Below are 24,218 nucleotides of genomic sequence, written 5' to 3'. Positions count from 1 at the left end.
TCGCGTGACCGCTGCCGACGGTCAGCGGCCGGGCAGGGTGCGCAGCGCCTGCGACCGCTGCTCGAGGAGCTCGTCCCAGGTGCCGTCGCGCTCTGCCCAGCGCAGTGCCTGCGCCCGCTCGACGACGACCTCGTCCGGTGACGGGTCCTCGGCGAGGATGCCCATCACCTCGTCGAGGTACGCCTCGAGCGGCAGCGCCGCCGGGTTGAGCTGCTCCTGCCCTGCGGTGGCCACGGCCGGGGGCACGAGCTCGGTGACACGGACGCCGGTCCCGGCCAGCTGGGCGCGGAGCGAGACGGAGTACGAGTGGACCGCGGCCTTCGACGCGCCGTAGGTGGCCATCAGGGGGAACGGCATGAACGCGATCCCCGAGGTGACGGTGATGAAGTCGCCGCGCCCCCTGCCGACGAGGTGCGGGGTGAAGGCGTCGAGGACGCGGATCGTCCCGAGGACGTTCACCGCGATCGTCGCCTCCGCCGCGTCGACGTGGGCGGGGTCGCGGAGGTCCTCGAGCAGCATCACGCCGGACATCGTCACGACGAGGTCGAGATCGGGGTGCGCCGCGAGGACCTCGTCGCGAGCCCGGTCGACCGAAGCGGGATCGGTCACGTCGACGACGACGGTCTCGAGGTCGAGGACGCGGGTGGTGTCGCGCCCGCCGACGACGACGGTCGAGCCGGCGTCGGCGAAGCGGCGTGCGAGCCCCAGGCCGATGCCCGAGGTCCCTCCGACGACGAGGACGGTGCGGGCGGTGGTGTCCATGGTGGTCTGCTCTCTCCGGGCGGTCGGGGTCAGCACCGATCGTGCCGGAGGGACGCTGTCTCCGGGAGCGCCCTGCTGATCCAGGGGGTGCCAGGACCCCTCTCATGGCATCGCCGGATACCCTGCTGCCCGCTGCTCGAGGCACGGCGGGCGCTCGCCACAGGAACGCGCCGGTCTACCCCAGTCGTCGGGTAGACCGGCGAGGCACCGGTCCGTCGTCCGGTAGGACGGTTCTGTGGTGCCGGTGTCGCACCCGACCGGCGCGACCGCTCCGGTCGTGCCGGGACAGCCGGCACCACACCCCTCGGGACCGAGCGACCGAGCGACCGAGCGACCGAACGCCCGCGCGGACGATGCGGCCGGCTGCGAGGATGTCCCCGTGTCGGCAATCAGCGCGGTCCTCGTCATCGATCTGCAGGCCGGAATCGTCCGGGGGTGCTTCGACGTGGACGGAGTCCTCCGACGGACCGCACACCTCGTCGGGCGGACGAGCCGCTCGTCCGGAAGGAGTACCGCGACGCCTTCGCGGCGACCGACCTCGCGGAGGTCCTGCAGGCCCTCGGCGTCCAGCGTCTCGTGGTGGCCGGAGCACAGAGCGACCACTGCATCCGGACCACCACCCAGTCTGCGGCGGTCCGGGGGGTACGACGTCACCCTCGTGTCGGACGCGCACACCACGACCGACACAGCGCACGACGGTGTCGTCATCTCCGGCGAGCAGGTCGTGGCACACACGAACACGTACTTCGCCGGCCTCCGCTACCCGGGGCACCGCTCCGCAGCCGAGCGGCACGACCAGGTGGCCCTGGAGGCCGTCCACTGATCGCTGGACCCGTCTCCGGTCAGTCCCCGACCGTGTCGTCGTCCTGCGCACTCAGGAAGAGCCGGTGGCTCGTGATCAGCAGCGACAACCACCCGCTGCCGGTGACCCAACCGACGGCGACGTCCGTGAACCAGTGCGCCCCGAGCAGGACCCGTGACAGCCCGACCGTCACGGCGGTCCCGGCGGCGGCCCCGGCCAGTGCGACCTGGGGCCCGGTGCGTTCCTGCCGAAGCGCCAGCAGGTAGGCGATGACACCGACGATCGTCGTGGTGTTCAGCGTGTGGCCGGACGGGAAGGACGGGGAGCGCTCGTAGGGCGGGACGGCGTCGCGGCGGCGGGGCCGGTTCCGCTTGATGCGGTCCTTGCCGAGCAGGGTCATCGCGAGCGAGCCCGCGCCCGCGGCGACGAGCAGCGTCACCGGGCTCGCGCGGCGCTCCCGGACGGCGAACGCCACCGCCGAAGCGACGGCCAGCACCGGCATCGAGACCGGACCGAACACGCGCGCGATGACGGCGGCGGTACCGTCGACGGCGGGGGAGCGGAGCCGCTTCGCCTGCTCGAGCACCGGACGGTCCAGGCTCGCGATGCCGTCGCGCCCGGTCACGCCGTCGTAGATCCACGCCGCACCCGCCGTCGCCGCCAGGGCGATCCCACCGCCGACCGCGAGCGTGACCACGAGCGCGCGGTGGGCTCCGACCCGCTGGGCGAGCCCGCGGTGTCGGGCGGCCAGCCGCTGCCCGGCACGGGACCGCCACTCGGTCAGGTCGCGCCGACCGAGACGACGGTCGTGGGGAACCGTGCGGTCGGGGGAGGGGGTACCGGAGTCCGTCACGACGCCATCCTGGCCCGGTGCCGTCGCTGACGGTCAGGAAGCCGACGACGACCGCGTCCCCACCCGCCGGACGGGAGGCACGGCGCGGGCCCGCACCGCGCCTCCCGTCCGCCACCGGGTCACCGCTCTCCCCGGTGCGACGACCGGTCAGGACGCCGGTCGCACCGGGTCCTCGACGAGCCGGACGGTGACGCTGACCAGGTCCGCCGACGGCCGGACCGCCGCGTCCAGCGCGTCGCGCAGACGCTCGCCCACCACGCGGAGCGTGTCGCAGGCCGGGAGCTCGCCGGAGACGGCGATGCCGGCTCTGACGTGCACGCGTCCGCCACCGCGGTCGACGTCGACCAGGACGTCCGGTTCCGGGAGCGTCAGCGCCGGTGCGACGGCCTCCGCGACCGCCCCGGCGGCGGCCACGAGCGGACGTGCCGAGTAGACCCCGGTGACGCCGGGCACCCCCCGGACGGCCTCGGTCAGGGTGCGCGCGAGCGCTTCGTCGTCCATCCGCACTCCTCAGGGTCGGTACTCGGGTCAGGGTCGGTCGGAGTCTCAGGGTCGCCGGGTCAGGGCAGGTACACGTCGTCGAAGCGGACGTCGACGGCCTCGACGACCAGTCCCGTGTGCCGCTCCACGGTCTCGGTGACGGTCCGACGGAGCCGGTCGGCGGTGGGCTCCGCCGGCTCACCGTAGGCAAGGCCGGCGGTCACGTCGATCCGCACGGTGGCACCGGGCTGCTCGAGGTCGCCCTCGAGGACGCAGCGGCCCATCACGACGCCGCCCATCGTGTCGCCGGCCCGGCGGACGAGCCCGCGGACGGCCGCCTCGGTCAGCGCGAGCCGCAGTCGGGGGTCCGGGTGCGCCACGGGCACGTCGCGGCCGGGGCGGACCTCCGCCCGGATGGCGTCGAGGAGTCGGTCGACCCAACCGGACTCCCGGTCGCGCTCGGAGTCGGCGCGCCGCTCGAGGGCACCGACCGAGAGTTCGCGGAGCCGCTGCATGCCGGCCATGGCGAGTCGGCAGGCGGCGGAGCCCTCGATGGACGGGTCGACGGGCGTCCGGCCGCGGTCGAGGTAGTCCGCGAGCTCCTCCATGGTGTGTCCGTCGAGGTCGTCGTCGGGCACGGGGAGGTCGTCGTCCGTCATCGCCATCCCTCCATCTCCGCGGAGAGGAACCGTCGTGCCCGGGCGAGGAGCCCCCGCACGGTCGAGGTCGGGAGCTCGAGTTCCTCGGCGATCTGCTGGTAGCTGTGCCCGGCGGTCTCCCGCAGGAGCCAGCACCGTCGCTGGTCGACCGGCATCCGCTCCAGTGCCGCCCACATCGCGTCGAGCTGCATCCTGGTCTCGACGGTACGCTCCGGCGTCAGTCGCGGGTCGGCGGGCCGCTCGACCGCGTCGAGGTCGTCGTGGTGTCGACGGCGCCGCAGCCGGTCGAGCGCTCGTCGGGTGACGATCTGCACCATCCACGGTCGGAAGCGCCCCGGGTCCTCGAGGTCCCCGAGCTTCCGCCAACCGGTCAGGAACGACTCCTGCACGACGTCGTCGGCCTCGTCGTTCGAGCCGAGCACCTGCTCCGCGTACACGCGCATGAGCGGACCGTGGCGCCGGGCGAGCACCTCGAACGCGGGGACGTCACCGTCGGACGCACGGGCGACGAGCGTCGCGTCCGAGGCGTCCTGCAGGGGTCCTCCGCCGCTCATCGCCGCCTTCCGTCCGTCGAGCGCCGGCCGACGGGCCGGTCCACTCCGAGCATGCACCGCGACGGCAGCGCGCGTCCGCGTCCGCGTCCGGGCGCGGTCGACGGGCCTGGTTCGTGACACATCGGCGTTGCGGGACGTCCCACTGGTGACATGCACGACGAGACCACCGCCACACCCCCGACCGCACCACGAGCCCGCCGGTCCGCCTCCGGACGCGCCGGTCGTCCCACCCACCCGGTCGGGCCGGTCCCTGTGCATGAGCGTCTTCGACCGGTGGCGCTGTGGACTCGACGCCGGACACGTCGGCATGCACATCGCCGCCGAGGCCGGTGCGACGACGTCCTGGAACGACGCCGTGGCGGGTCGGATGCTCCGGGATCTCTGACGACCCACGCTCACGACGTGACGAAGAAGTCGCGGTAGCACGGGTCGGCGGGCAGGTCGGCGAGCAGCCGCGCGTGCACCATCGACGCGATCTCGTCAGGGTGCCGGAGGCCGCGACGGTGCCACTCCCGGGGCTCGGCGTGCAGGGCGGCGAGGTTCGGTCGCACGGGTCGTCTCCGTCCCTCGTCGGTGGTCCGTCCGGTCGGACGGCTCCGTCCAGACTGTCCCGGTGTCCGCCGTGCCGTACCGCGGTCACGGGTACCGGCCGGTCCCGCCGGTGCACGTCCACTTCACGCGTCCGACCGTCGCAGGAGGGCCGACCACCACGGGGCACGGCCGTCTGCCATGATCGTGCCGACGCGGACGGCGGAGTCCGCCCGACCCGAAGGAGCACCCGTGTCCGTCTTCCTGAACCCCTACCTCGGCTTCCGTGACCAGGCGCGCGAGGCGCTCGACTTCTACCACGGCGTCCTCGGTGGCGAGCTGAAGTCGATGACCTTCGCCGAGGGCGGCATGGCGCAGGACCCCGCGGACGCCGACAAGGTGATGCACGGACAGATCCAGACCGAAGCCGGGCTGCTGCTCATGGCCTCGGACGCTCCGGCGAGCATGCCCACGCCGACCGAGAGCCGCATCTCGGTGTCGCTCAGCGGCGACGACGAGGAACTCCTGACCGGCTACTGGAACGGGCTGGCCGAGGGCGCGACCGTCATCGAGCCGCTGACGAAGGCTCCGTGGGGCGACACCTTCGGGATGCTCACCGACCGCTTCGGCGTCACCTGGCTCGTCAACATCAGCGGCGCCGCGGGCTGACCGACCTCGGACGGACGGGAGGCGCGGTGCCAGCCGGCACCGCGCCTCCCGTCCGTCGTCACGCCCTGGGCGTGCCGTGGAGCATCAGATCACCGGTGTCCGTTGATCTGGCCCAGCCAGCGGCCGAAGGCCGGCTCCTGCTGGTCGTCGTGCAGCGCCTTCAGGGTGCTGGTCGGGACGCAGTGCCGCTCGGTGTCGACGCCGGTCCCCTCGTGGAGGTCGAGGCTCATGAGTGCTCCTTCGCATGTGGTGTGGACAGTTCGACACCGGACGGCCGTCCGGCATTCCCGATCACGGCGTGACCATGCCGCCGTTGACGTTGAGGGTCTCGCCGGCGACGAAGCTCGACTCCTGCGAGGCGAGGAACACGTACGCCGGGGCGAGCTCGGCGGGCTGGGCGGCACGGCCCATGGGGGACTCGCTGCTGCCGAACTCGGGGAGTGACTCCGGGTCGACGCCGCCGCTCGGCTGCAGGACGGTCCACGTCGGGCCCGGGGCGACGATGTTGACGCGGATCCCGCGCTCGACGAGCAGCTGCGACAGGCCCTTCGAGAAGTTGTTGATCGCGCCCTTCGACGCCGCGTAGTCGAGGCGGTCCGGAGCGGGCTGGTACGCCTCCATGGACGCCGTCGTGGTGACGGTCGAGCCCGGCTGCAGGTGCGGCAGCGCGGCCTTCACGAGGCGGAACAGGCCGAAGACGTTGACGTCGAAGGTCGCCTCGAACTGCTCGTCCGTGATGTCGAGCAGGTCCGGCTGCCAGCGCTGCTTGCCGGCGACGCTGACGAGGGCGTCGATCCCGCCGAGCTCGGCGACGGCGCGCTCGACGAGCTGCCCGGCGTACGCCTTGTCGCGGAGGTCCCCGGGGACGGCGACGGCCTTGCGACCCGCGGCCTCGATCTGCTCGACGACGTGGTCGGCGTCGGACTGCTCCTCGGGCAGGTAGGCCAGGACGACGTCGGCACCCTCGCGGGCGAAGGCGATCGCCACGGCGGCGCCGATGCCCGAGTCCGCTCCGGTGATCACGGCCTTGCGGCCCTCGAGCCGCCCGGTCCCGCGGTAGCTGGACTCGCCCAGGTCGGGCACCGGGGTCATCTGCGACTGCAGCCCCGGTTCCTCCTGCGTCTGCGGCTCGGGGGAGACGTCGGGGTAGCGGCTCCGGGGGTCGCCGAAGGCGTACTGGTCGACCGGCGAGGTGCTCATCGGGTCGCCTCCAGCTCCACCTTGACCCAGCCGGGCTCGCGGCGGTCGAAGGCCTCGTACGCCTCGATCGCCGAGCCGATCGGCTCGTGCTCGGTGATGAGCGCGGTCGGGTCGAACTGGCCCGACGCCACCAGGTCGATGAGCGGCGGCGTCACCGAGTGGTGGTCGCAGTTGCCCATCCGGATCGTCAGGTTCTTGTTCATCGCCTCGCCGATCGGGTACGACTGCGCGGTCGGACCGTAGACGCCGATGATGCCGATGCGGCCGTACTTCGCGACCGAGGCGACCGCCCACTGCGCGACCTGCGACGGGCCGTCGCCGGGCTTCCACTGCTGCTGCTCGCCGAAGCCGTCCGGGGACGCGTCGGGCGCGACCTGCTGCACCTCGGCGTCGAACTGCCGGGCCTGCTCCTCGGAGACCGCGGCCGGGCCTCGCTTCGGGCGCTCGGCGTCCACGCCGACGGCGTCGATCACGGCGTCCGCACCGATGCCGTTGGTGAGGTCCATGATCGCCTGCACCGGGTCCTCGCGGTTGTAGTCGACGACCTCGCAGTGCTGCGCGAGCGCGGCGGCGAGACGGGTCTCCTCACCGTCGACGACGATGACGCGCGCGGCGCCGAGCTTGTACGCCGACGCGGCGGCGAACTGGCCGACGATGCCGGCACCGAACACGACGACGACGTCACCGCGGGTGACCCCGGCGAGCTCGGCGCCGAACCACCCGGTCGGGAAGATGTCGGAGAGCAGGATCGCCTGCTCGTCGCTGACGTTCTCGGGCAGCGGGTGCATCGTGTTGCGGGCGTAGGGCACGCGGACGAACTCGGCCTGCAGGCCGTTCACCGGACCGGTCGACTCGGGGCCGCCGAAGAAGCTCGTGCCCGCCTGGGGACCGTTCGGGTTCGCCACGTCGCACTGCGCGGTCTTGCCCATCCGGCAGTACCGGCAGGCGCCGCAGGAGATGGTCGAGTTGATGACGACGCGGTCGCCGGCGGAGAAGCCACGCACGGCGTCGCCGACCTGGGTGACGACGCCGACGGCCTCGTGCCCGAGGATCGTGCCCTCCTGCATCGGCGCCATGGTGCCGCGCACGAAGTGCAGGTCGGTGCCGCAGATCGCACTGCGGGTGATCCGGACGATCGCGTCCTCCGGGTGCTGGATGGTGGGTTCCGGGACCTCGTCGAGACGGATGTCCCCGATGCCGTGCCAGACCACTGCGCGCATGTCGCTCTCGCTTTCCTGTCGTGGGGTGTTCGGGGGACACACAACGCGCACGGCCCTGGACGCGCGCGGAGCGCCGTCCGGTCTGCGCACCGCACCGGGGGACAGCGGGTGCTGCGGACCCGCCCAGGCGCGGCGCGTTCGCTGACGCGCATGAGCGACGACCAGCACGACGAGGAGCAGACCCGCGACGACTTCGCCGACGCCGTCAACATGACCGCGTCCCAGCTGAAGGAGTGGCTCGACACCGACGAGTCGAAGGAGGTCGGGCAGAAGCCGGACGGCGGCGGCGAGTCCACCGGGCACGAGAGCGGGCGGCACATCGTCGCCATCCTCGAGAAGAAGCAGGGCGACTACACGGACGACGACTACGCGCACATGCGGAAGGTCGTCGGGTACGTGGCGCGGCACGCGAAGCAGGAGCCGAAGGGCGACTCCCACGACTCGAAGTGGCGCTGGTCGCTCATGAACTGGGGCCACGACCCCGAGAAGTGATCCCGGGGAGTGAGCCCGCGGGGTGAGTCCGAGGAGTGACCCCGGGCGGCCTGCGGCAGAATGGGTCCGTGGACGACTCCGGCATGCCCCGCTTCCGTCGCATCTGGTCGACGATCCAGGTGGGTGTGCTCGCGGCCGCCGTGCTGTTCTGCGTGGTGATGCTCGTCATCGGGCAGGGCGAACTCGACCGGGTCTACGCGGTCGGCGCGGTCTTCTTCGGTCTGGCCCTGGTCGGCCACGCGACCTACCTCTGGCTGCTGGCCCGCGCCCGTCGCTGACCGCCGTCGGACGGGAGGCGCGTGGCGGCGTGGCCCTGCGCCTCCCGTCCGTCAGGCCTGCTGCCAGACGCGCACCCAGTCGACCGTCATCTGCTGCGGGAACCGGGTGGTCGCGTCCGGCGACCCCGGCCAGGTGCCACCGACCGCGACGTTCAGCACCACGAAGAACGGCTTGTCGAACACCCACGGCGCCGACCCGACGTCGGCGCGGGTGACCGTCCGACGGGCGACGCCGTCGACCGTCCACGTGACGGAGCCGGGGCGCCAGTCGACCCCGTAGACGTGGAAGTCGTCCGCGAAGGCAGCACCGTTCGGCTGCGTGTACGACGCCGTCAGCCCCTGCGCCCCGGAGTACCCGGGGCCGTGCACCGTCCCGTGGACCACGGCTGGCTCGTACCCGACGTTCTCCATGACGTCGATCTCGCCGCACGCGGGCCAACCGACCTGGCCGATGTCGGCACCGAGCATCCAGAACGCCGGCCACAGGCCCTGGCCCCGCGGGATCCGGATGCGCGCCTCGATGCGGCCGTACTGCGCGGTGAACGTGCCCTCGGTCTTCAGACGGGCGGAGGTGTACGAGCCGTCGGCCTCGCGGCGGGCGGTGACGACGAGGTTGCCGGCGCCGTCGAGGGCGCTGTTGCGACGGGAGTCGGTGTAGGTCTGCAGCTCGGCGTTGCCCCAGCCCCCGGCGCCGGTGTCGAAGCGCCAGATCCCCGGGTTCGGTGCGCTGCCCGCGGCGCCGTCGAACTCGTCGGCGGCGAGCAGCGTGCCACCGCTCGTGGCGGCCTCGGCGGGTGCGCCGGCGCCGAGGACGGTACCGGCGGCGGCGGTCGCAGCGGCGGCGCCGGTCAGGCCGAGCGTCAGGAAGCGGCGTCGGCCGAGGTCGTCGCGGTGGACCGAGGGTGCGTCGTCGTGCGCGGGCGTGGGGTCGTTCGTCATCAGGTCGTCCCGGGTCGGCGGACCCGCCAACGGACGGGGCACTGGATCATCACCCGCCGGGCGCGCCACCGCCAGTCCGCAGTTCGGGGGGCACGCGGCCGCGGTCAGGGCCGGTAGGCGACGCAGAGCACCGTGACGTCGTCCGGGTGCTCGCCGGCGTGGGCCAGGTCGGCGATGCCGGCGACGACCTGCTGGGGATCGGGACGCTCGGCGACCCACGCCTCGAAGCGGTCGAGCGAGTCGAGGTCGCCGCCGAACAGGTCGAGCACGCCGTCGCTGACGGCGACGATGACGTCACCCGGCACGAGCAACGTGTCCTCCGCCGTCCAGCTCGTGCCGACACCGATCGGCAGGTGTCCGGACCGGAGCGGTCGGACGCTGCCGTCGGCACCCCGGAGGAGGGTGAGCCCGTGCCCGGCGTCCACCCAGCGGGCGTGGCCGTCGCGGTCGACGCGGACGTGGAAGCACGTGGTGAACTGGCCGCTGGTGAGGTCGGCGGCGCCCGTGGCGAGGCCGGTCGCGGCACGGCGGACCGCGACGGCGGGGTCGGTCTCGTCGACGGTGCTCCGGATGAGCGAGCGCACGGCCGCGGCGATCATGCCGGCGCCCACGCCCTTGCCCATGACGTCCCCGAGGGTGAACGCGGCACCGCCGGGGGTCGCGAACCAGTCGTAGAAGTCGCCGCCGACGGTCCGCGCCGGGATGCAGACGCCCACCGCGCGGACCTCGTCCGGCAGGCCGGCGGTCGTCGTCGGCAGGAGCGACTGCTGCACCAGGGCGGCCCGGTCGATCTCGCCCTCGGCCACGCGGCGACGGCGCTGCACCGCGGCGAGCTGCAGGCTCGCCTGGCGCGCGAGCTCGTTCGTCACGGCGGCGGTCGCGCCGAAGACGATCACCACGGTGAACAGGCGGACGAACTCGCTGCCCTGCGCCTCCGTCGGTGCGATGAGGTACGGCAGCAGGAGTGCCCCGGCGGTCCCGAGCACCGGCCAGAGGACGTTCCACCGGCCGGGGTTCGCGGCGACCCAGATGAGCGGGAGCACCACGATGGTGGTGAAGACCGACCGGCTGTCGCCGGTGCCGTACCGGAGCAGGCCGATGGCGAAGAAGTCGAGCGCGGGGACGAGGAGCTCCAGGCGCATGGTGCCGGGCCACCGCGCCGGCACCGCTGCGGCCGCGAGGGCGGCGACGGCGATCGCGACACCGGTCCACATCCAGGGTGCCGAGGTCACGAGGAGCCAGGGCGACAGGCTGCTCGCGACGGCCGCCCCGACGACGAGCGCGGTGATGAGCGTCTGCTTCGCCAGCGGGGCCCAGGACGTCCGGATGCCCGCGAGGACGATCGGACCCGTGTCGTCGCGGACGGTGGTCGTCCACGTGCGCGTCGACGACGGGCGGTCCGCGGTGCTCGTCACGGAATCGAGTCAACCTCGGTGCGGCCCGCGGGAGCAACCCCACTCCGAGGGCCGGGCGCGCCGCCGCGCTCGCTGTCCAGGACGGATCGTCGCAGCACGACGTCGTCCACGGCGCGGGAGCGCGTCAGAGCCCGCGTCAGAGCCCGAGGCGGAGGGCGAGCGGGACGAGCAGCCCGGCGACCCAGACGAGCACCATCACGAGGGCCCCGACCGCGAGCCACCGGCGGCGCCGACGGAGCTTCGGGCTGCGGTCCTCGCCCCACATCTGCGCGCGGACGAGGGTGCGGTTCGCCTGCTCGACCACCCTCCGGACCTCGGGGTCCTCGAGCGGCAGCGAGCCGGAGCGGGCGTGCTCGGCGATCGCCGTGGCTTCCTCGACGGTGAGCTCGTCCTTCGGCATGGGCCCATCGTCGCACCTGCACGACGTCGTCCGGAAGAGCCTGCGGTCAGCGGCCGACACCGCGGCCGACACCGGAGCCGACACCGCGGGCGGGAGCCCGGGCACCCGCCGTCCTGGGGGAGACCGCAGCCGCCACCGGGTAGCAACGAGGACATGTCAAAGCGCTTCCGCGGGAAGATCGTCGTCGTCACCGGAGCATCGAGCGGCATCGGGAGGGCCGCCGCCCACGAGTTCGCCCGGCAGGGCGCCACCCTCGTGCTCGCCGCACGCGGGCACGAGTCCCTCGAGGCCGCCGCCGCCGAGTGCCGGAAGCTCGGCGCCGAGGCGATCGCGATCCCCACCGACGTCGCCGACGAGCACGCCGTCAAGGACCTCGTCGCCACCACGACCACCCGGTTCGGCCGCATCGACGTCTTCGTCGGCAACGCCGCACTGTTCATCTACGGGCTCTTCGAGCAGACCCCGACGAAGGCGTTCAAGCGCGTCGTCGACACGAACCTCTACGGACACCTCCACGCGATCACCGCGCTCCTGCCGCACTGGAAGCAGCGCGGGAAGGGCACGTACGTGCTCGTCGGGTCGATCCAGTCGCTGCTCTCGGCGCCGTACCAGTCGGCGTACGTCACGAGCAAGCACGCCGCCCTCGGCCTGGTCGACGTCCTCGGCGACGAGTTCGCCGGCACCGACATCGAGTTCACCGCCCTGCTGCCCTCGACGATCGACACGCCGATCTACCAGAACGGCGCCAACTACACCGGCAAGAACTCGCACCCGCTGCCGCCGACGGTCTCCGTCGAGCGCGCCGGGAAGGCCGTCGTGCAGGCCGCCCTGCACCCGAAGCGCTACCGCTTCGTGGGGCGCATCCAGGCGTCCCTCGTGCCGCTGCAGTACGTGTTCCCGGGGCTGTTCCACAAGATCACGAAGCCCATGGTCGAGACCTTCGCCCTGCGCGGCAGGGGCGCCCCCACGGACGGGAACCTCTACGCCCCGGCCGACGCCGGCAACGCCACCGACGGTGGCTGGGTCGCGAAGCGTCGCCGGGTCACCCGGCCCCTGGTCTGGGCGGGCATCGCCGCGGTCGTCGGCACGGTCGTGCTGGGCCGCCCGCGTCGCTGACCCACCCACCGGACGGACGGGAGGCGCGGTGCAGACCCGCACCGCGCCTCCCGTCCGTCTGCGGTCGGGCCGCGCCGTCAGTAGCCGGTGGTCGCGCGCCGACCGCCCTGCGCCAGGTGCGCGCGCAGGGCCTCGACCACGAGCGCGTGGTCGTCGTGCATCTCGAGGCCGCTGACCCCGACCGCGCCGATGAGGTTCCCGCGCACCACCAGCGGGAAGCCGCCGCCGGCCGCCTGGTAGCGCCGCGGGTCGAGGGCCGCCGCCTCGTCGAACGTCGACCCGCCCGCCTCGTACTGCGTCCGCACCGTGAGCGTCGCGTGCGCGAAGTGCCGCACCACCCGGAACTTCCGGTCGAGCCAGGCATCGTTCACCGCGCCCGACCCGGGCGTCGCCGCGTGGAAGACCCGCTGCTCCCCGAAGGACACCGCGACGGCCACGCCGAGGCCGCGGTCGAGGGCGGTCGCGCGGAGCCAGGACCCCACCGCCCAGGCCTCGTCGAGGTCGAACGCGTCGAGGTCGAGCTCGCGTTCCTCCGCGAGCAGGACGGCGAGCTTCTCCTCGGTCCGCAGGTCGCGGTACCGGGCGCCGGTGGGATCGGACATGGTGCTCCTCACGGGGGACGTCGGTGTCGTCCGTCACGCTACCGGGCCGCGGCACCCGGTCGGGTGCTGTGTCGCCGGGCCCGGTGCCGCGTCACCGAGCCGCATCCGTCACGGTCGGCGACGGGTGACGACGGGTCGCGCCCGCTCGGCGGACCACGCGCGGCGTGTCCTGCCCGCTCGGCCGGCCGCCCGTGGGTGTGGTCCACGACCGCCGGACGGGAGGCGCGTGCCGGCCCCGCCCCGAGCCTCCCGTCCGTCGGTCCGTCGCCGTAGGGTGAGCGCGTGGAGTTCCCGGGGGAGGCGGCCGGCGCGCGTGACGCGTCGACCTCTCCGGGGGCACCCCGGGGCACGCAGGACCAGCAGGACGACACGCCCCGAGCGGGACGGCGCGCTCCGCGCGCGACGCCGCACGGAGGCACCGACGGGTCCCCCGGGAACCCCACGCCCCTCGCCGAGGTCGCCACGGCGCTCGCCGACGCGTTCCTCACCGCCGAGCGGTGGGCGCCCGACGAACTGACCGCCGCCGGATGGGCGGTGCTCGGGGTCGAGCGCGCCGTCGTCGGGCTCGCGGTCGACGCGGCCCTCCGCACGTACCCGCGGCCGCCGGAGGACGCACCGCGGCAGCTCGCCGCCGTGCTCGCCGACGATGCCCGGCTCGCCGAACTGCACCGCGCTCGCGCCGCGCGTCGTCCGGTGCGGGTGCTCGCCCGTCGTGCCACCGCCGTCCGGGCCCGTCCGGACACCGCCAGCCCCCTGCTCGTCGACACCCTGCCGGAGCTGGCCCGGGCGCTCGGGGTCACGCTCGGCCGGCTGCTCTGGCTCGCCGACACGCGGGCCTGGAACCGGCACGCGGGGCCGTCGAGCCCGCTCCACCACTTCCGGTACGGGTGGGTGGTGCGTCCCGGTCGGGTCCCGCGGCTGCTCGAGAAGCCGATGGACCTGCTCCAGCGGACCCAGCGGACCGTCCTCGACGAGCTGCTGGTCGCCCTGCCGGTGCACGACGCCGCACACGGGTTCGTGCCCGGCCGGAGCGTGGTGACCGGCGCCGCGGTGCACACCGGGCAGCAGGTCGTCGTCACCGCGGACCTCACCTCCTTCTTCGCGAGCGTCACCGCGCCGACCGTGTACGGCGTCTTCCGGGCAGCGGGCTTCGCGGAACCGCTCGCGCACGTCCTCGCCGGGCTCTGCACGCACCGGGTCCCGCCGCACGTGCTGACCGGCATGCCCCCGGGCGGCAGTCCCGAGGACCGCGCGGCACTCCGTCGGTCGCTGGCGGTCGCCCACCTGCCCCAGGGCGCGCCCACCTCGCCGGCGCTCGCCAACACCGCGCTCCGGCACCTCGACGCCCGGCTCGCCGGGTGGGCGGCGGCGAGCGACGCGGTCTACACGCGGTACGCCGACGACCTGACCTTCAGCGGCGGCGACCGGCTCGCGGCGCGGCCCGAGGCCTTCCTCCGTGGCGTCGGCCGCATCGTCGACGACCAGGGGTACCGCCTCGCCCCGCACAAGTCGCGGGTCCGGCGTCGGGGGAGCCGGCAGTCCGTCACGGGCGTGGTCGTCAACGACCGACCGTCCCCGGGCCGGCGTGAGGTCGACCGGCTGCACGCGCTGCTGCACAACGCCGCCGTGCACGGGCCTGCGTCGCAGGACCGGACGGGCCACCCGGACTTCCGCGCGCACCTGCTCGGGCGGATCGGGTGGGTCGAGCAGGTCCACCCGGGGCGAGCGCGACGCCTGCGCGAGGAGTTCGACCGCATCCGCTGGTGACGCGCGCGGACGACTACCGTGACCCGCATGACGACGCACCGCGTTCCCGCTCCGGCACTCCCGGCGGACGGGGCGAAGCCGAAGGGGCCCGCCTCGTACTTCCCGAGCATCGAGAAGACGTACGGCCGCCCCGTGCAGGAGTGGCTCGACCTGGTGGCCGACCGGCTCGACGACCACCGCCACATGGAGGTGGTGGCCTGGCTCAAGGACGAGCACGGGTTCGGCCACGGACACGCCAACGCCGTGGTCGGGTACGTCCGGAACGCCCTCGGGTCCTGACGCCCCGCTGCCGGGTTGTCGGTGGCGCTGCCTAGCGTGGTGCCGTGGTCGAACCCGTGGAGGCGTGGTGGCGGCGGAGGCAGTGGTCCCGCGGCACGGCGGTGCCGTACGCGGTCGGCGAGTTCCGTTCGGCGTGGGCGTCGTACCCGGTGCTCGTCCGGCAGTACCACCCCGACCGGAACCACGGCGTCGTGCTCACCCAGGTCCCGCCGCTCGCCGAGGTCCTGCTGACCTGGGAGTGCGACGTCGGCCACGTCTTCGTCGCGACGCCGGCCGAGCAGCGGTCGCGCCCCGGGCGTGAGCGGCGGCGGTCGGTCTGGTGCCCGGAGTGCCAGCTGCAGGCCACCCCGCGTCGTTGGCCGGTGCTGCCGGCGGACTGGCCGAGCGCGGTCCCGGCACCGCAGCGCGCCGAGCGGGTCCGCGGGCGGCAGACGCTCCCCGCTGCCCCGGCGCGCGGAGCGGCACCGGCGCGCGGAGCGGTCCCGGGTGCCGGGCTCCCGAGCGCCGGTGCCGTGCCCACCGGAGCGGTCGCCAGCGCTCGCGCCCGTCCCGGTCGGTCGCGGACCGGTCGGGCCGCGCAGCCGGTCCCGCGGACGATCTGCCCGAAGACCCCGCGACTGCCCTCGGGGGAGTCGTTCACGAGCCGGTGCGCGCCCGCGACGGCCTCGGCGGTCGAGGCGGACCTCCGCGCCGCGCTGCAGGAGCGGTTCGCGCTGACCTTCGACCACACCGCGATCCGGCTCGACCGTCCGTTCTTCGACCACGTCGAGGCCTGGCCGGACATCGTGCTGCCCGAGCTGCGGGTCGCGATCGAGTACGACAGCACCGGTCGTCACGGTCTGGAGCACGTCGGTCCGCGGCAGGACACCGACCGGCGGAAGGACCGTGCCGTCCGTGCCGTCGGGTGGGAGGTCGTCCGGATCCGGACCGGCCGCCTGCCGGCGCTCGGGCCGTACGACCTCGAGGTGTCCGGGATCTCCCGGGGCACGATCGAGCGGCTCGTCGACACCCTGCGCGAGCTCCGCGGTCCGCTCTTCGTGGACGCGTACGCACGGTGACGACCACGTCGGGGTACATCGCCGGGGTACAGGTTCGCTGGGTCCCGCGTTCCGTGGACGGTAGGAACGAAGCATGACAGCGACCGCCTTCTGCCTGCACGCGCTGGGCTCCAGTTCCGAGGAGTTCGCGCTCCTCCGCTCGGAGCTCGCCGGTGACCTCGACCTCGTCGGCATCGACCTGCCGGGGTTCGGGCGGAGCCCCGCCTCGGGTGGCACGACCGTCGAGGAGATGGCCGTCCGGGTCGAGCGTGCGATCGGTGCCAGCGGCGCCACGGAGTGGGTGCTCGTCGGGCACTCGATGGGCGGGAAGGTCGCCACGGTCGTCGCCGACCGGACCGTCTCCGGCGCGAACGGCCTGTTCGGGCTGCGCGCCGTCGTGCTCCTGGCCCCGTCGCCCCTGGCGCCGGAACCGATGGCCGAGGAGCGCCGCACGTCGATGCTCGCGTGGGCCGAGCACGGACCGATCGAGCAGGACCACGCCGCCGAGTTCGTCGACGCGAACACCGCCGAGGTGCTACCGCCCGACCGCCACGAGCAGGCCGTGCAGGACGTCCGCCGGACCGACCCCCGCGCCTGGCGCGACTGGCTGCTCCGCGGCAGCCGCGAGGACTGGTCGGCCACGGCCGCACCGAACCCCGTGCCGACGCTCGTGCTGGCCGGAGCCGAGGACGGCGACCTCGCCGCCGACGCCCAGCGCCGGCTGACCCTGCCGCACTGGCCCGCCGCCGAACTGCACGAGGTCGCCGGTGCCGCACACCTGCTGCCGTGGGAGCGTCCGGTCGAGGTGGCCGCGATCGTCCGCGACTTCTGGACCCGGCGCGTCGCGCACGCCCCGGTCGTGCCCGCCGACGACGCCCGCGTGATCGCCTCGCCGCGCGTGAGCGCGCGGACCCGCGGGCTGCTCGCCGTCCGTGCCCTCGCCGACGACCCGGGCGCGGCTCCGGACGCGCTCGACCAGCAGCAGCTCGACACGCTCCGCGCGGTCGCCCGGATCGTCGTCCCGCAGCCGGGGGAGCACGAGGTCGACCTGGCGCTCCGGGTCGACGCGCAGCTGGCCGCGGGCCAGGGCGACGGGTGGCGGCCGGACGGCATGCCGACCGACGTCGAGGCGTACCGCGCAGCCCTCGACGTGCTCGCTCCGGCGGCCGGGTCCGACGCCCTGGCCGACGCACTCGAGGACGTCGCCGCCGGACGGTACCGGTCGGACGGCGCGCTCGACGCCGAGCAGCTCCGCGCGTGGTTCGAGGACGCGAGCGTGGACCTGGTCAAGCAGTGGCTCGCCCACCCCGCCACCATGTCCGAGATCGACTACGACGGCTTCGCCAACGGTGGCGACGGCGTCCGCAAGCAGGGCTTCCAGGTGCTCGGTGCCGGGCAACGGGAAGCATGGGAACCCGAGGGAGCAGCACGATGAGACTCGACGCACAGCGGCGCTACCAGGACGACGAGGTCGTCGACGTGGTCGTGGTCGGGACCGGTGCCGGCGGCGCACCGCTCCTGGCCCGACTCGCACGCGAGGGCCTGACGGCGGTCGCCTTCGAGGCCGGTCGCAACACCGAGCCGGGCGACCACACCCCGGACGAGGTCGAGGCCCCCGCCGACATCAACTGGATGGACGAGCGGATCAGCGGCGGCGCGACGCCGACGGCATTCGGACCGAACAACAGCGGCACCGGCGTGGGCGGCTCGACCCTGCACTGGGGCGCGTTCACCCCGCGGCCCAGCGTCCACGACCTGCGGCTGCGCACCGAGAGCGGGCAGGGCGAGGACTGGCCGATCGACCACGCCGAGCTCACCGGGTACATCGAGCGCGTCGAGCACGAGGTCGGCGTCGCCGGGCCCGAGCACTACCCCTGGGACCCGTCCCGTCGGTACCGGATGGGTCCGCCGCCGCGGAACGCGTCGTCGGACATGATGATGCGCGGGACCGCCGCGCTCGGCATCACGGCGACGGACGCCCCCGTCGGCCTCACCACCGAGGACCGGCACCAGGAGCACCACGGTCTCCGTCAGGCCTGCGTGTCGTGCGGGTCCTGCCACCAGGGCTGCCGGAACGGCGCCAAGGTCTCGATGGACACGACCTACCTGCCCGCCGCCGTGGCCTTCGGCGCGGAGATCCGACCGGAGTCCTTCGTGCACGGCATCGAGCTCGACGCCGACGGCAAGGTGTGCGCGGTGCTCTACACCCGTGACGGCCGCGAACGGCGTCAGCGCTGCCGGTCGCTCGTCCTCGCAGCCGGTGGTGTCGAGACGCCCCGGCTGCTCCTGCACACCGGACTCGCGAACAGCAGCGGTCAGGTCGGCCGGAACTTCACGGCGCACGGGGCGACCCAGGTCTGGGCGACCTTCGACGAGTCGATGCGCTCGTACCGCGGGTACCCGTCGTCGATCATCACCGAGGACTTCGTCCGGCCGGCCGACGCCGACTTCGCCGGGGGCTACCTCATCCAGAGCCTCGGGGTGCAGCCCCTGACCTTCGCGACGACGCTCGTCCGCGGCGGGTCACTGCGGGGCGCCGAGCTCGTCCGGGCGATGCGCGACTACCCGCGGATGGCCGGGGTCGGCATCAACGCCGAGTGCCTGCCGTACGACGACAACCGGCTCGTGCTCTCCGACGAGCTCGACGAGCACGGGGTCCCGCGCGCCCGCGTGACGTTCTCGCCCGGGTCCAACGAGGAGGCGATCCGGGCGCACGCCGTCCGGACCATGAGCGCGATCGTCGAGGCGGCGGGTGGCACGGACGTCCGTGTCCTCGAACGCACCGCGCACACGATCGGCACCGCGCGCATGGGGACGGACGCCGGCTCGTCCGTCGTCGACCCGGCCGGGCGCTCGTGGGACGTCCCGAACCTCTGGGTCTGCGACAACTCGGTGTTCCCGAGTGCCGTCATCGCGAACCCGGCGCTGACCATCATGGCGCTCTCGCTCCGGACGGCCGACCGGTTCCTCCGCGACGACCCCGCGGCCGACCGGGCCCGGACGGTCGCCGTCGCCGCCTGAGGGCAGACGGGCGGCGCACACCGCCGCCCGTCGCCCGACCGCGGCTGCGCGCGGGCCTCAGCCGCGCAGTGCGAGCGCCTCGCTCGTCCACCGCGCGTGCAGCGCCCACGGGTCCTCGACCCCGGCCGCCACGGTCGCGACGTGCGCCAGCAGCGCCGGCGTCGTCCGGAACCACTCCGTCCGCGGGTACCGGTCCGTGGCGAACACGGCGTGCCGGCGGCGTTCGACCCGTCGGTCGCCGCGTTCGAACGCCAGGAGTTCCTGGTGCGGCACCGCGGCGAGCCGCTGCCGGGGGTTCGCGGTCGTCCCGATCTTGACGCGGTCGCCGAAGTCGTCCCGCTGCCGCAGGTAGTACACGACGTCGACGCGCGGCGGGGGCAGCTCGCCGTCCGGCACGTCGCCCCACGGCCACTCGCAGGTCGCGCAGGTCGTCGCGGTCGGCCAGCGGACACCGAGCCGCGACCCGCAGACCGGGCAGGGTCCCGGCAGGGCGTCCTCGGTGCCGACCTGCTCGGCCGCCGTGTCCGTCACGAGCGCGACGTGGCCGCCGCAGAGCGGCAGGACCGCGGCGAAGCCGTCGGCGGACGGTGCGTCGCACCCCGGGACGCAGCAGGCGGGGACGGAGGGAGGGGTGACCACGCGCCGGACGCTAGCGGGCACCACCGACGCGACCCGTGCCTCCCGTCCGCTCAGTCGGCGAAGATCACCCCGACCGGCTCGCGCTTCTCCTCCTGGAACCGGTCCTCGGCGCGACCGAGCGCCCAGTACGCGGACAGGGACAGGTCCGCCTTCTCGAGACCCCAGTCGTCCTGCAGGAGCCGCCGGATCGCCTTCACCGCCGTGCGCTCACCGTGCGCGAAGACCTGCACCGGCCGGGAGGCACGGGGCAGCGCCTCGGCCGCCGCCAGCAGGAGCGTGCCCGGCTCCGCGCCGGTGGCGTCGCGGTGCAGCCACCGCAGGTCGACACCGGCCGGGTGGACGAGCGGCTGCTCGTCGGCCGCGGAGGCGACCTCGACGAGCGCGACCCCGGTGGCGTCCTCGTGCATCGCCGCGAGGGCCGCACCGATCGCCGGCAGCGCGCTGTCGTCGCCGAGCAGCACGTGGGTGACGTCGGGGTCGGTGGCCGGGGTGTACCCGCCGCCGGGACCGGAGAGCGCGAGCAGGTCGCCGGGCCGGGCCGCCACCGCCCACGGACCGGCGAGGCCCTCGTCGCCGTGCACGACGAAGTCGATCGCGATCGTGCCCGCCTCGTGGTCCACCGACCGCACGGTGTAGGTGCGGCGGGCCGGACGCTCGTGCTTCGGCAGGTCGGCCCGCAGCGCGTCGAGGTCGTACGGCGGCACGAGGCCGCTCGCGGGCGGAGCGAGCAGGAGCTTGACGTACTTGTCGGTGGCGGCGAGCCGGTCCGGGTCGGCGCCGTCGACGAAGTCGCGGAAGGCCGGACCGCCGAGGTGCACGCGCACCGTGTGCGGGGTGATCCGTTCCGTCCGGTCGACGACGAAGACGTGCTGGGTGCGCTTGGGGCTCGGGCTCATCGTGGGGCTTCCTCTTCCGGTGCTCGACCTTCTCAGCAACTGAGGTTAGCCTCACCTCATGAGTCCGACCGTGACGCCGTTCTCCGAGCTGCTGCGGCGGCGGTCCCGCACCGGTGCGGGCGCGACCGCCGGTGCCTCCGCCTGGGCGGGCGGGGCGCACGACCTGCTGGCGGGGGACTGCGACGTCGCGGACTACGCCGACCTGCTCGGACAGTACGCCGTCGTGTACGACGCGCTCGAGCGCGCCGCCGAGCGGATGGCCGACCACCCGGTCGCCGCACCCTTCGTGACGACCCAGCTCACCCGGATGCCCGCGATCCGCGCCGACCTCGAGTACCTCGTCGGGCCCGACTGGTCCGAGCTCTGCTGCCCGACGGCCGCGACGACGGCGTACGTCCGCCGGCTGAACGAGGTCGCCGCGACCTCCCCGGGCGGATTCGTGGCGCACCACTACACGCGGTACCTCGGGGACCTGTCCGGTGGACCGACGCTCGGGCGGCTGCTCGAGGAGCGGTTCGGCTTCGACACGAACGGCGTGCTCTTCACGATCTTCGACCAGGTCGCCGACCCCGCGGCGTTCGAGGACACCTACGGCGCCCAGCTCGACGCCGCGCCCTGGACCGCAGCAGAGCGCGAGGCCGTGCTCGCCGAGGTCGACCTGGCCGCACGCCTCGACCGGGCGCTCGTGGCGTCGCTGCGTCGACCGGCGTCCCCGACCGCGGCGCACGGCGACGCGGTGCACCCCCTCCTCGCCTGACGACGGTCCCCGACCCGTCGGGGCCGTGGCGTGTGCGCGCCGTGCAGGGGTGCTCCTGCGCACACGTCGCGGCCCCGGCGTCCACCCCCGCAGTGGTCCGTCCGGACGGTCGTCGTCACGTGCCGTCGTGCGCCGGTACAGTGCTGGGGACCCGGGACGCGGTCCCGGCGCAACGTGAGAGGAACCCATGACGGCGATCGACGGATCGACGCGCCACGGGCGCGCACGGGACGACGTCAGCGGAGCGGTCGACAGCGACCTGCGCGCGGACGTCCGGTACCTCGGCAACCTGCTCGGGCGGGTGCTGCGGGAGACCGGTGGCGACGAGCTGCTCCACGACGTCGAGAGCCTGCGGGCCGCGGTCATCGGCGCCTACGAGGGGTCCGACGCCGAGGGTGCCGCACGAGCCGAGGCCATCGTCGCCGAGATGTCCGCCGAGCGGGCCGAGGCCGTGGCGCAGGCGTTCACGACCTACTTCCACCTCACGAACCTGGCCGAGGAGCACCACCGCGTCCGCGTGCTCCGGGCCCGCGGCGACGACGGCGGTCTCGCCGGCGACTCGTTCCCCGCCACCTACGCCTCGCTCGTCGAGCAGGTCGGTGCCGACGAGGCCGCCGCGCGCCTGGCCGACCTGCGCTTCCACCCGGTGCTCACCGCGCACCCGACCGAGGCCCGCCGCCGCGCGGTCACCACGGCCGTGCGCCGCATCACCGACCTGATCGACGAGCGCGACCACACCCGCAACGCGACCGCGCGCGCCGAGAACGAGCGGCGCCTGCTCGAGGAGATCACGACGCTCCTGCGCACCTCGCCGCTGCGGACCACGCGACCGACCCCGCTCGACGAGGTCCGCACCGCGATGAGCGTCTTCGACCAGACGCTGTTCGAGATCGTGCCGCAGGTCTACCGCCTGCTCGACGACCGGCTGCTCGGCGACGACGCCGGCCGGGCGCCGGTGAGCGCTCCCGCCTTCGTGCGCTTCGGCACGTGGATCGGCGGCGACCGCGACGGCAACCCGCACGTCACCGCGGCCGTGACCCGGCAGGCCGCCGACATCGCGGCGGAGCACATCCTGCTCGGCCTGTCGCGCGCGGCCACCCGCATCGGCGCCGCGCTGACCCTCGACGCCGCCGAGACCCCGGCCGACGCCGGGCTCCAGGCGCTGGTCGCCGCGCAGGAGGCGCTCGACCCGGGCATCGCCGAGCGCATCGGCGTGCGCGCGCCGAACGAGACCCACCGGCGGGCGCTGCTCTTCGTGGCCGCGCGGATCCGTGCGACCCGCCGCGGGAAGGACGGTCTGGCGTACGGCGGCCCCGAGGAACTGCTCGCCGACCTCCGGGTGATCCAGGCCTCGCTCGTCGCGGCCGGCGCCGCCCGCACCGCGAACGGCGAGCTCCAGAACCTCGTGTGGCAGGTCGAGACGTTCGGCTTCCACCTGGCCGAGCTCGAGGTCCGCCAGCACTCGCAGGTCCACCGCACCGCCCTCGCCGAGATCCGCTCGGGGGAGCCGCTCAGCGACACGACCGAGGAGGTCCTCGCGGTGTTCCGCACCGTCGCGGACCTGCAGCAGCGCTACGGCGTGCGGTCGGCGCACCGGTACATCGTGTCCTTCACGCAGTCCGCCGCCGACCTGGCGAACGTGCACGAGCTGGCGACGGCGGCGTGCGGCGACGCGGCGCCCGTGCTCGACGTCATCCCGCTCTTCGAGACCTTCGCCGACCTGCACGCGAGCGTCGACATCCTCGACGAGGCCGTCCGCACCGAACCGTTCCAGCGACGGCTCGCGGCGACCGGGCGGCGACTCGAGGTCATGCTCGGGTACTCGGACTCGTCGAAGGACGTCGGCCCGGTGTCGGCGAACCTCGCGCTCTACGACGCCCAGGCGCGGATCGCCGACTGGGCGCGGGACAACGACGTCGAGCTCACGCTCTTCCACGGACGCGGCGGCTCACTCGGCCGTGGTGGCGGACCCGCGAACGAGGCGGTGCTCGCGCAGCCGCCGGGGTCGATCGACGGGCGCCTAAAGCTCACCGAGCAGGGCGAGGTCATCTTCGCCCAGTACGGCGACCAGGACATCGCCGCGCGGCACCTCGAGCAGATGGCCTCGGCGACGCTCTTCGCGTCGTCGCCGTCGAACGAGGACCGGACGGCGGTCGCCGCCACCCGGTTCGCCGAGCTCGCACAGCAGCTCGACGACGTCTCCCGGCAGGCGTTCTACGACCTGGTCAAGGCCGACGGCTTCGCGCCGTGGTTCGCCCGCGTGACGCCGATGGAGGAGATCGGGCTGCTGCCGCTCGGCTCCCGGCCGGCCCGTCGCGGCCTGAGCGTCGAGTCCCTCGAGGACCTCCGCGCCATCCCGTGGGTGTTCTCGTGGACGCAGGCGCGCATCAACCTCGCCGGCTGGTACGGCCTGGGCTCCGCGCTCGAGGCCGTCGGCGACGTCGAGGTCCTCCGTGCCGCGTACGCCGAGTGGCCCCTGTTCGGCGCGATGATCAAGAACGTCGAGATGTCCCTCGCCAAGACCGACGAGCAGATCGCCCGCCGGTACCTCGAGCTCGCCGACCGCGACGACCTCGCGGCGAAGGTCCTCGACGAGATGCTCCGCACCCGCGACTGGGTGCTCCGGGTCTCCGGCGGCAGCGACGTGCTCGAGGACCGGCCGGTGCTCGCCCGCGCCGTCCGGCTCCGCAGCCCGTACGTCGACGCACTGTCGCACCTGCAGCTCCGAGCGCTCCGGTCGATCCGGACCACCGGCAGCACCGACCCGACGGACGGCGACCACCGGTTGCTGCTCCTGACGGTCAACGGGATCGCCGCCGGCCTGCAGAACACGGGCTGATCCGACGGGTTCCC

General features: G+C 74.1%; 28 protein-coding genes and 1 pseudogene. 14 read left to right on the top strand and 15 right to left on the bottom strand.

Annotated features, from left to right (window positions below; translation table 11 throughout):
- Positions 1-21 precede the first annotated feature (21 nt).
- The gene (locus AB0N84_RS05410) at positions 22-762 is read right to left on the bottom strand and encodes an SDR family NAD(P)-dependent oxidoreductase (RefSeq protein WP_289458541.1); all 741 of its coding nucleotides are present in this window, start codon (positions 760-762) and stop codon (positions 22-24) included.
- 435 nt (positions 763-1,197) lie between these two features.
- Here AB0N84_RS05410 and AB0N84_RS05405 point away from each other — a divergent pair.
- Together AB0N84_RS05405 and AB0N84_RS05400 are read left to right on the top strand one after the other, a co-directional pair.
- Positions 1,198-1,350: pseudogene (locus tag AB0N84_RS05405) on the top strand (isochorismatase family protein); the annotation flags it as partial.
- A gap of 70 nt (positions 1,351-1,420) precedes the next feature.
- Positions 1,421-1,585: a hypothetical protein gene (locus tag AB0N84_RS05400; RefSeq protein ID WP_363544245.1), complete on the top strand. Its 165-nt coding sequence runs from the start codon at positions 1,421-1,423 to the stop codon at positions 1,583-1,585.
- A 19-nt stretch (positions 1,586-1,604) separates the two neighbouring features.
- Here the strand turns inward: AB0N84_RS05400 and AB0N84_RS05395 are convergent, their stop codons facing one another.
- From AB0N84_RS05395 to AB0N84_RS05380, 4 genes are all read right to left on the bottom strand, one after another.
- Positions 1,605-2,417: a phosphatase PAP2 family protein gene (locus AB0N84_RS05395; protein ID WP_182047236.1), complete on the bottom strand. Its 813-nt coding sequence runs from the start codon at positions 2,415-2,417 to the stop codon at positions 1,605-1,607.
- A gap of 147 nt (positions 2,418-2,564) precedes the next feature.
- Entirely contained in the window at positions 2,565-2,918 is a 354-nt protein-coding gene (locus AB0N84_RS05390; RefSeq protein ID WP_289458537.1) for a hypothetical protein, read from the bottom strand.
- A gap of 59 nt (positions 2,919-2,977) precedes the next feature.
- Positions 2,978-3,556 (bottom strand): hypothetical protein, encoded by a 579-nt coding sequence (locus AB0N84_RS05385; protein ID WP_289458535.1) that lies wholly within the window; start codon positions 3,554-3,556, stop codon positions 2,978-2,980.
- Positions 3,553-4,110 (bottom strand): sigma-70 family RNA polymerase sigma factor, encoded by a 558-nt coding sequence (locus tag AB0N84_RS05380; protein WP_182047233.1) that lies wholly within the window; start codon positions 4,108-4,110, stop codon positions 3,553-3,555. Before AB0N84_RS05380 ends, AB0N84_RS05385 begins: the two co-directional genes overlap by 4 nt.
- Before the next feature lie 256 nt (positions 4,111-4,366).
- Here AB0N84_RS05380 and AB0N84_RS05375 point away from each other — a divergent pair, with 256 nt between their 5' ends.
- Positions 4,367-4,495 (top strand): hypothetical protein, encoded by a 129-nt coding sequence (locus AB0N84_RS05375; RefSeq protein ID WP_259346207.1) that lies wholly within the window; start codon positions 4,367-4,369, stop codon positions 4,493-4,495.
- 10 nt (positions 4,496-4,505) lie between these two features.
- Here AB0N84_RS05375 and AB0N84_RS05370 read toward each other — a convergent pair whose 3' ends face one another.
- Positions 4,506-4,661 (bottom strand): hypothetical protein, encoded by a 156-nt coding sequence (locus tag AB0N84_RS05370; RefSeq protein WP_182047232.1) that lies wholly within the window; start codon positions 4,659-4,661, stop codon positions 4,506-4,508.
- 229 nt (positions 4,662-4,890) lie between these two features.
- Here AB0N84_RS05370 and AB0N84_RS05365 point away from each other — a divergent pair, with 229 nt between their 5' ends.
- A complete protein-coding gene (locus tag AB0N84_RS05365; protein ID WP_363544241.1) occupies positions 4,891-5,307 on the top strand; it encodes a VOC family protein in 417 nt (138 codons plus the stop codon).
- A gap of 89 nt (positions 5,308-5,396) precedes the next feature.
- Here the strand turns inward: AB0N84_RS05365 and AB0N84_RS05360 are convergent, their stop codons facing one another.
- From AB0N84_RS05360 to AB0N84_RS05350, 3 genes are all read right to left on the bottom strand, one after another.
- Entirely contained in the window at positions 5,397-5,537 is a 141-nt protein-coding gene (locus tag AB0N84_RS05360; RefSeq protein ID WP_189319506.1) for a hypothetical protein, read from the bottom strand.
- Between the two features lie 61 nt (positions 5,538-5,598).
- Complete coding sequence (locus tag AB0N84_RS05355) at positions 5,599-6,507, bottom strand: SDR family oxidoreductase (RefSeq protein ID WP_363544239.1); 909 nt, start codon at positions 6,505-6,507, stop codon at positions 5,599-5,601.
- Entirely contained in the window at positions 6,504-7,727 is a 1,224-nt protein-coding gene (locus AB0N84_RS05350; RefSeq protein WP_289458526.1) for a zinc-dependent alcohol dehydrogenase, read from the bottom strand. The genes AB0N84_RS05355 and AB0N84_RS05350 overlap by 4 nt, the downstream gene beginning before the upstream one ends.
- A 150-nt stretch (positions 7,728-7,877) precedes the next feature.
- Here AB0N84_RS05350 and AB0N84_RS05345 point away from each other — a divergent pair, with 150 nt between their 5' ends.
- Positions 7,878-8,219 (top strand): DUF3140 domain-containing protein, encoded by a 342-nt coding sequence (locus AB0N84_RS05345; RefSeq protein WP_363544237.1) that lies wholly within the window; start codon positions 7,878-7,880, stop codon positions 8,217-8,219.
- Between the two features lie 68 nt (positions 8,220-8,287).
- Positions 8,288-8,497 (top strand): hypothetical protein, encoded by a 210-nt coding sequence (locus AB0N84_RS05340; RefSeq protein ID WP_363544235.1) that lies wholly within the window; start codon positions 8,288-8,290, stop codon positions 8,495-8,497.
- A 51-nt stretch (positions 8,498-8,548) separates the two neighbouring features.
- Here AB0N84_RS05340 and AB0N84_RS05335 read toward each other — a convergent pair whose 3' ends face one another.
- From AB0N84_RS05335 to AB0N84_RS05325, 3 genes are all read right to left on the bottom strand, one after another.
- Complete coding sequence (locus AB0N84_RS05335) at positions 8,549-9,436, bottom strand: glycoside hydrolase family 16 protein (RefSeq protein WP_363544234.1); 888 nt, start codon at positions 9,434-9,436, stop codon at positions 8,549-8,551.
- A gap of 104 nt (positions 9,437-9,540) precedes the next feature.
- The gene (locus tag AB0N84_RS05330; RefSeq protein WP_289458520.1) at positions 9,541-10,851 is read right to left on the bottom strand and encodes a PP2C family protein-serine/threonine phosphatase; all 1,311 of its coding nucleotides are present in this window, start codon (positions 10,849-10,851) and stop codon (positions 9,541-9,543) included.
- A gap of 136 nt (positions 10,852-10,987) precedes the next feature.
- Entirely contained in the window at positions 10,988-11,251 is a 264-nt protein-coding gene (locus tag AB0N84_RS05325) for a hypothetical protein (RefSeq protein WP_069711065.1), read from the bottom strand.
- Between the two features lie 153 nt (positions 11,252-11,404).
- Here AB0N84_RS05325 and AB0N84_RS05320 point away from each other — a divergent pair, with 153 nt between their 5' ends.
- Positions 11,405-12,367, top strand: coding sequence for an SDR family NAD(P)-dependent oxidoreductase (locus AB0N84_RS05320; protein ID WP_363544231.1), 963 nt, complete (start codon positions 11,405-11,407; stop codon positions 12,365-12,367).
- A gap of 77 nt (positions 12,368-12,444) precedes the next feature.
- Here AB0N84_RS05320 and AB0N84_RS05315 read toward each other — a convergent pair whose 3' ends face one another.
- A complete protein-coding gene (locus AB0N84_RS05315) occupies positions 12,445-12,969 on the bottom strand; it encodes a heme-degrading domain-containing protein (protein WP_182047222.1) in 525 nt (174 codons plus the stop codon).
- 282 nt (positions 12,970-13,251) lie between these two features.
- On the opposite strand from AB0N84_RS05315, the gene AB0N84_RS05310 reads away from it, so the two are divergent.
- From AB0N84_RS05310 to AB0N84_RS05290, 5 genes are all read left to right on the top strand, one after another.
- The gene (locus AB0N84_RS05310) at positions 13,252-14,736 is read left to right on the top strand and encodes a reverse transcriptase family protein (RefSeq protein ID WP_363544229.1); all 1,485 of its coding nucleotides are present in this window, start codon (positions 13,252-13,254) and stop codon (positions 14,734-14,736) included.
- A gap of 27 nt (positions 14,737-14,763) precedes the next feature.
- Positions 14,764-15,015, top strand: coding sequence for a DUF4287 domain-containing protein (locus AB0N84_RS05305; RefSeq protein WP_289458513.1), 252 nt, complete (start codon positions 14,764-14,766; stop codon positions 15,013-15,015).
- A 44-nt stretch (positions 15,016-15,059) separates the two neighbouring features.
- The gene (locus AB0N84_RS05300) at positions 15,060-16,073 is read left to right on the top strand and encodes a hypothetical protein (protein ID WP_363544227.1); all 1,014 of its coding nucleotides are present in this window, start codon (positions 15,060-15,062) and stop codon (positions 16,071-16,073) included.
- 73 nt (positions 16,074-16,146) lie between these two features.
- Entirely contained in the window at positions 16,147-17,487 is a 1,341-nt protein-coding gene (locus tag AB0N84_RS05295; protein WP_363544225.1) for an alpha/beta fold hydrolase, read from the top strand.
- Positions 17,484-19,073 (top strand): GMC family oxidoreductase, encoded by a 1,590-nt coding sequence (locus tag AB0N84_RS05290; RefSeq protein ID WP_363544223.1) that lies wholly within the window; start codon positions 17,484-17,486, stop codon positions 19,071-19,073. The genes AB0N84_RS05295 and AB0N84_RS05290 overlap by 4 nt, the downstream gene beginning before the upstream one ends.
- 57 nt (positions 19,074-19,130) lie before the next feature.
- Here AB0N84_RS05290 and AB0N84_RS05285 read toward each other — a convergent pair whose 3' ends face one another.
- Both AB0N84_RS05285 and AB0N84_RS05280 read right to left on the bottom strand, forming a co-directional pair.
- Positions 19,131-19,634, bottom strand: a complete 504-nt coding sequence (locus AB0N84_RS05285; RefSeq protein WP_182048116.1) for a GIY-YIG nuclease family protein — start codon at positions 19,632-19,634, stop codon at positions 19,131-19,133.
- A gap of 128 nt (positions 19,635-19,762) precedes the next feature.
- Positions 19,763-20,608 (bottom strand): siderophore-interacting protein, encoded by an 846-nt coding sequence (locus tag AB0N84_RS05280; RefSeq protein WP_182048113.1) that lies wholly within the window; start codon positions 20,606-20,608, stop codon positions 19,763-19,765.
- Positions 20,609-20,666: 58 nt separating this feature from the next.
- On the opposite strand from AB0N84_RS05280, the gene AB0N84_RS05275 reads away from it, so the two are divergent.
- Complete coding sequence (locus tag AB0N84_RS05275; RefSeq protein WP_363544221.1) at positions 20,667-21,365, top strand: biliverdin-producing heme oxygenase; 699 nt, start codon at positions 20,667-20,669, stop codon at positions 21,363-21,365.
- Between the two features lie 187 nt (positions 21,366-21,552).
- The gene (locus AB0N84_RS05270; protein ID WP_363544219.1) at positions 21,553-24,204 is read left to right on the top strand and encodes a phosphoenolpyruvate carboxylase; all 2,652 of its coding nucleotides are present in this window, start codon (positions 21,553-21,555) and stop codon (positions 24,202-24,204) included.
- Positions 24,205-24,218: the final 14 nt, after the last annotated feature.

Origin of the sequence: Curtobacterium sp. NPDC089185 (genome assembly GCF_040685235.1) — a bacterium.
Taxonomy (GTDB): Bacteria; Actinomycetota; Actinomycetes; order Actinomycetales; family Microbacteriaceae; genus Curtobacterium; species Curtobacterium citri.
This window is presented reverse-complemented; position numbering and strand designations above follow the sequence as displayed.

Coding starts and splice junctions, on each gene's coding strand:
- AB0N84_RS05410 (WP_289458541.1), bottom strand. CDS start 762: ATGGACACCACCGCCCGCACCGTCCTCGTCGTCGGAGGGACCTCGGGC.
- AB0N84_RS05390 (WP_289458537.1), bottom strand. CDS start 2,918: ATGGACGACGAAGCGCTCGCGCGCACCCTGACCGAGGCCGTCCGGGGG.
- AB0N84_RS05385 (WP_289458535.1), bottom strand. CDS start 3,556: ATGACGGACGACGACCTCCCCGTGCCCGACGACGACCTCGACGGACAC.
- AB0N84_RS05380 (WP_182047233.1), bottom strand. CDS start 4,110: ATGAGCGGCGGAGGACCCCTGCAGGACGCCTCGGACGCGACGCTCGTC.
- AB0N84_RS05375 (WP_259346207.1), top strand. CDS start 4,367: ATGAGCGTCTTCGACCGGTGGCGCTGTGGACTCGACGCCGGACACGTC.
- AB0N84_RS05360 (WP_189319506.1), bottom strand. CDS start 5,537: ATGAGCCTCGACCTCCACGAGGGGACCGGCGTCGACACCGAGCGGCAC.
- AB0N84_RS05355 (WP_363544239.1), bottom strand. CDS start 6,507: ATGAGCACCTCGCCGGTCGACCAGTACGCCTTCGGCGACCCCCGGAGC.
- AB0N84_RS05350 (WP_289458526.1), bottom strand. CDS start 7,727: ATGCGCGCAGTGGTCTGGCACGGCATCGGGGACATCCGTCTCGACGAG.
- AB0N84_RS05345 (WP_363544237.1), top strand. CDS start 7,878: ATGAGCGACGACCAGCACGACGAGGAGCAGACCCGCGACGACTTCGCC.
- AB0N84_RS05335 (WP_363544234.1), bottom strand. CDS start 9,436: ATGACGAACGACCCCACGCCCGCGCACGACGACGCACCCTCGGTCCAC.
- AB0N84_RS05325 (WP_069711065.1), bottom strand. CDS start 11,251: ATGCCGAAGGACGAGCTCACCGTCGAGGAAGCCACGGCGATCGCCGAG.
- AB0N84_RS05320 (WP_363544231.1), top strand. CDS start 11,405: ATGTCAAAGCGCTTCCGCGGGAAGATCGTCGTCGTCACCGGAGCATCG.
- AB0N84_RS05315 (WP_182047222.1), bottom strand. CDS start 12,969: ATGTCCGATCCCACCGGCGCCCGGTACCGCGACCTGCGGACCGAGGAG.
- AB0N84_RS05305 (WP_289458513.1), top strand. CDS start 14,764: ATGACGACGCACCGCGTTCCCGCTCCGGCACTCCCGGCGGACGGGGCG.
- AB0N84_RS05295 (WP_363544225.1), top strand. CDS start 16,147: ATGACAGCGACCGCCTTCTGCCTGCACGCGCTGGGCTCCAGTTCCGAG.
- AB0N84_RS05290 (WP_363544223.1), top strand. CDS start 17,484: ATGAGACTCGACGCACAGCGGCGCTACCAGGACGACGAGGTCGTCGAC.
- AB0N84_RS05280 (WP_182048113.1), bottom strand. CDS start 20,608: ATGAGCCCGAGCCCCAAGCGCACCCAGCACGTCTTCGTCGTCGACCGG.
- AB0N84_RS05275 (WP_363544221.1), top strand. CDS start 20,667: ATGAGTCCGACCGTGACGCCGTTCTCCGAGCTGCTGCGGCGGCGGTCC.
- AB0N84_RS05270 (WP_363544219.1), top strand. CDS start 21,553: ATGACGGCGATCGACGGATCGACGCGCCACGGGCGCGCACGGGACGAC.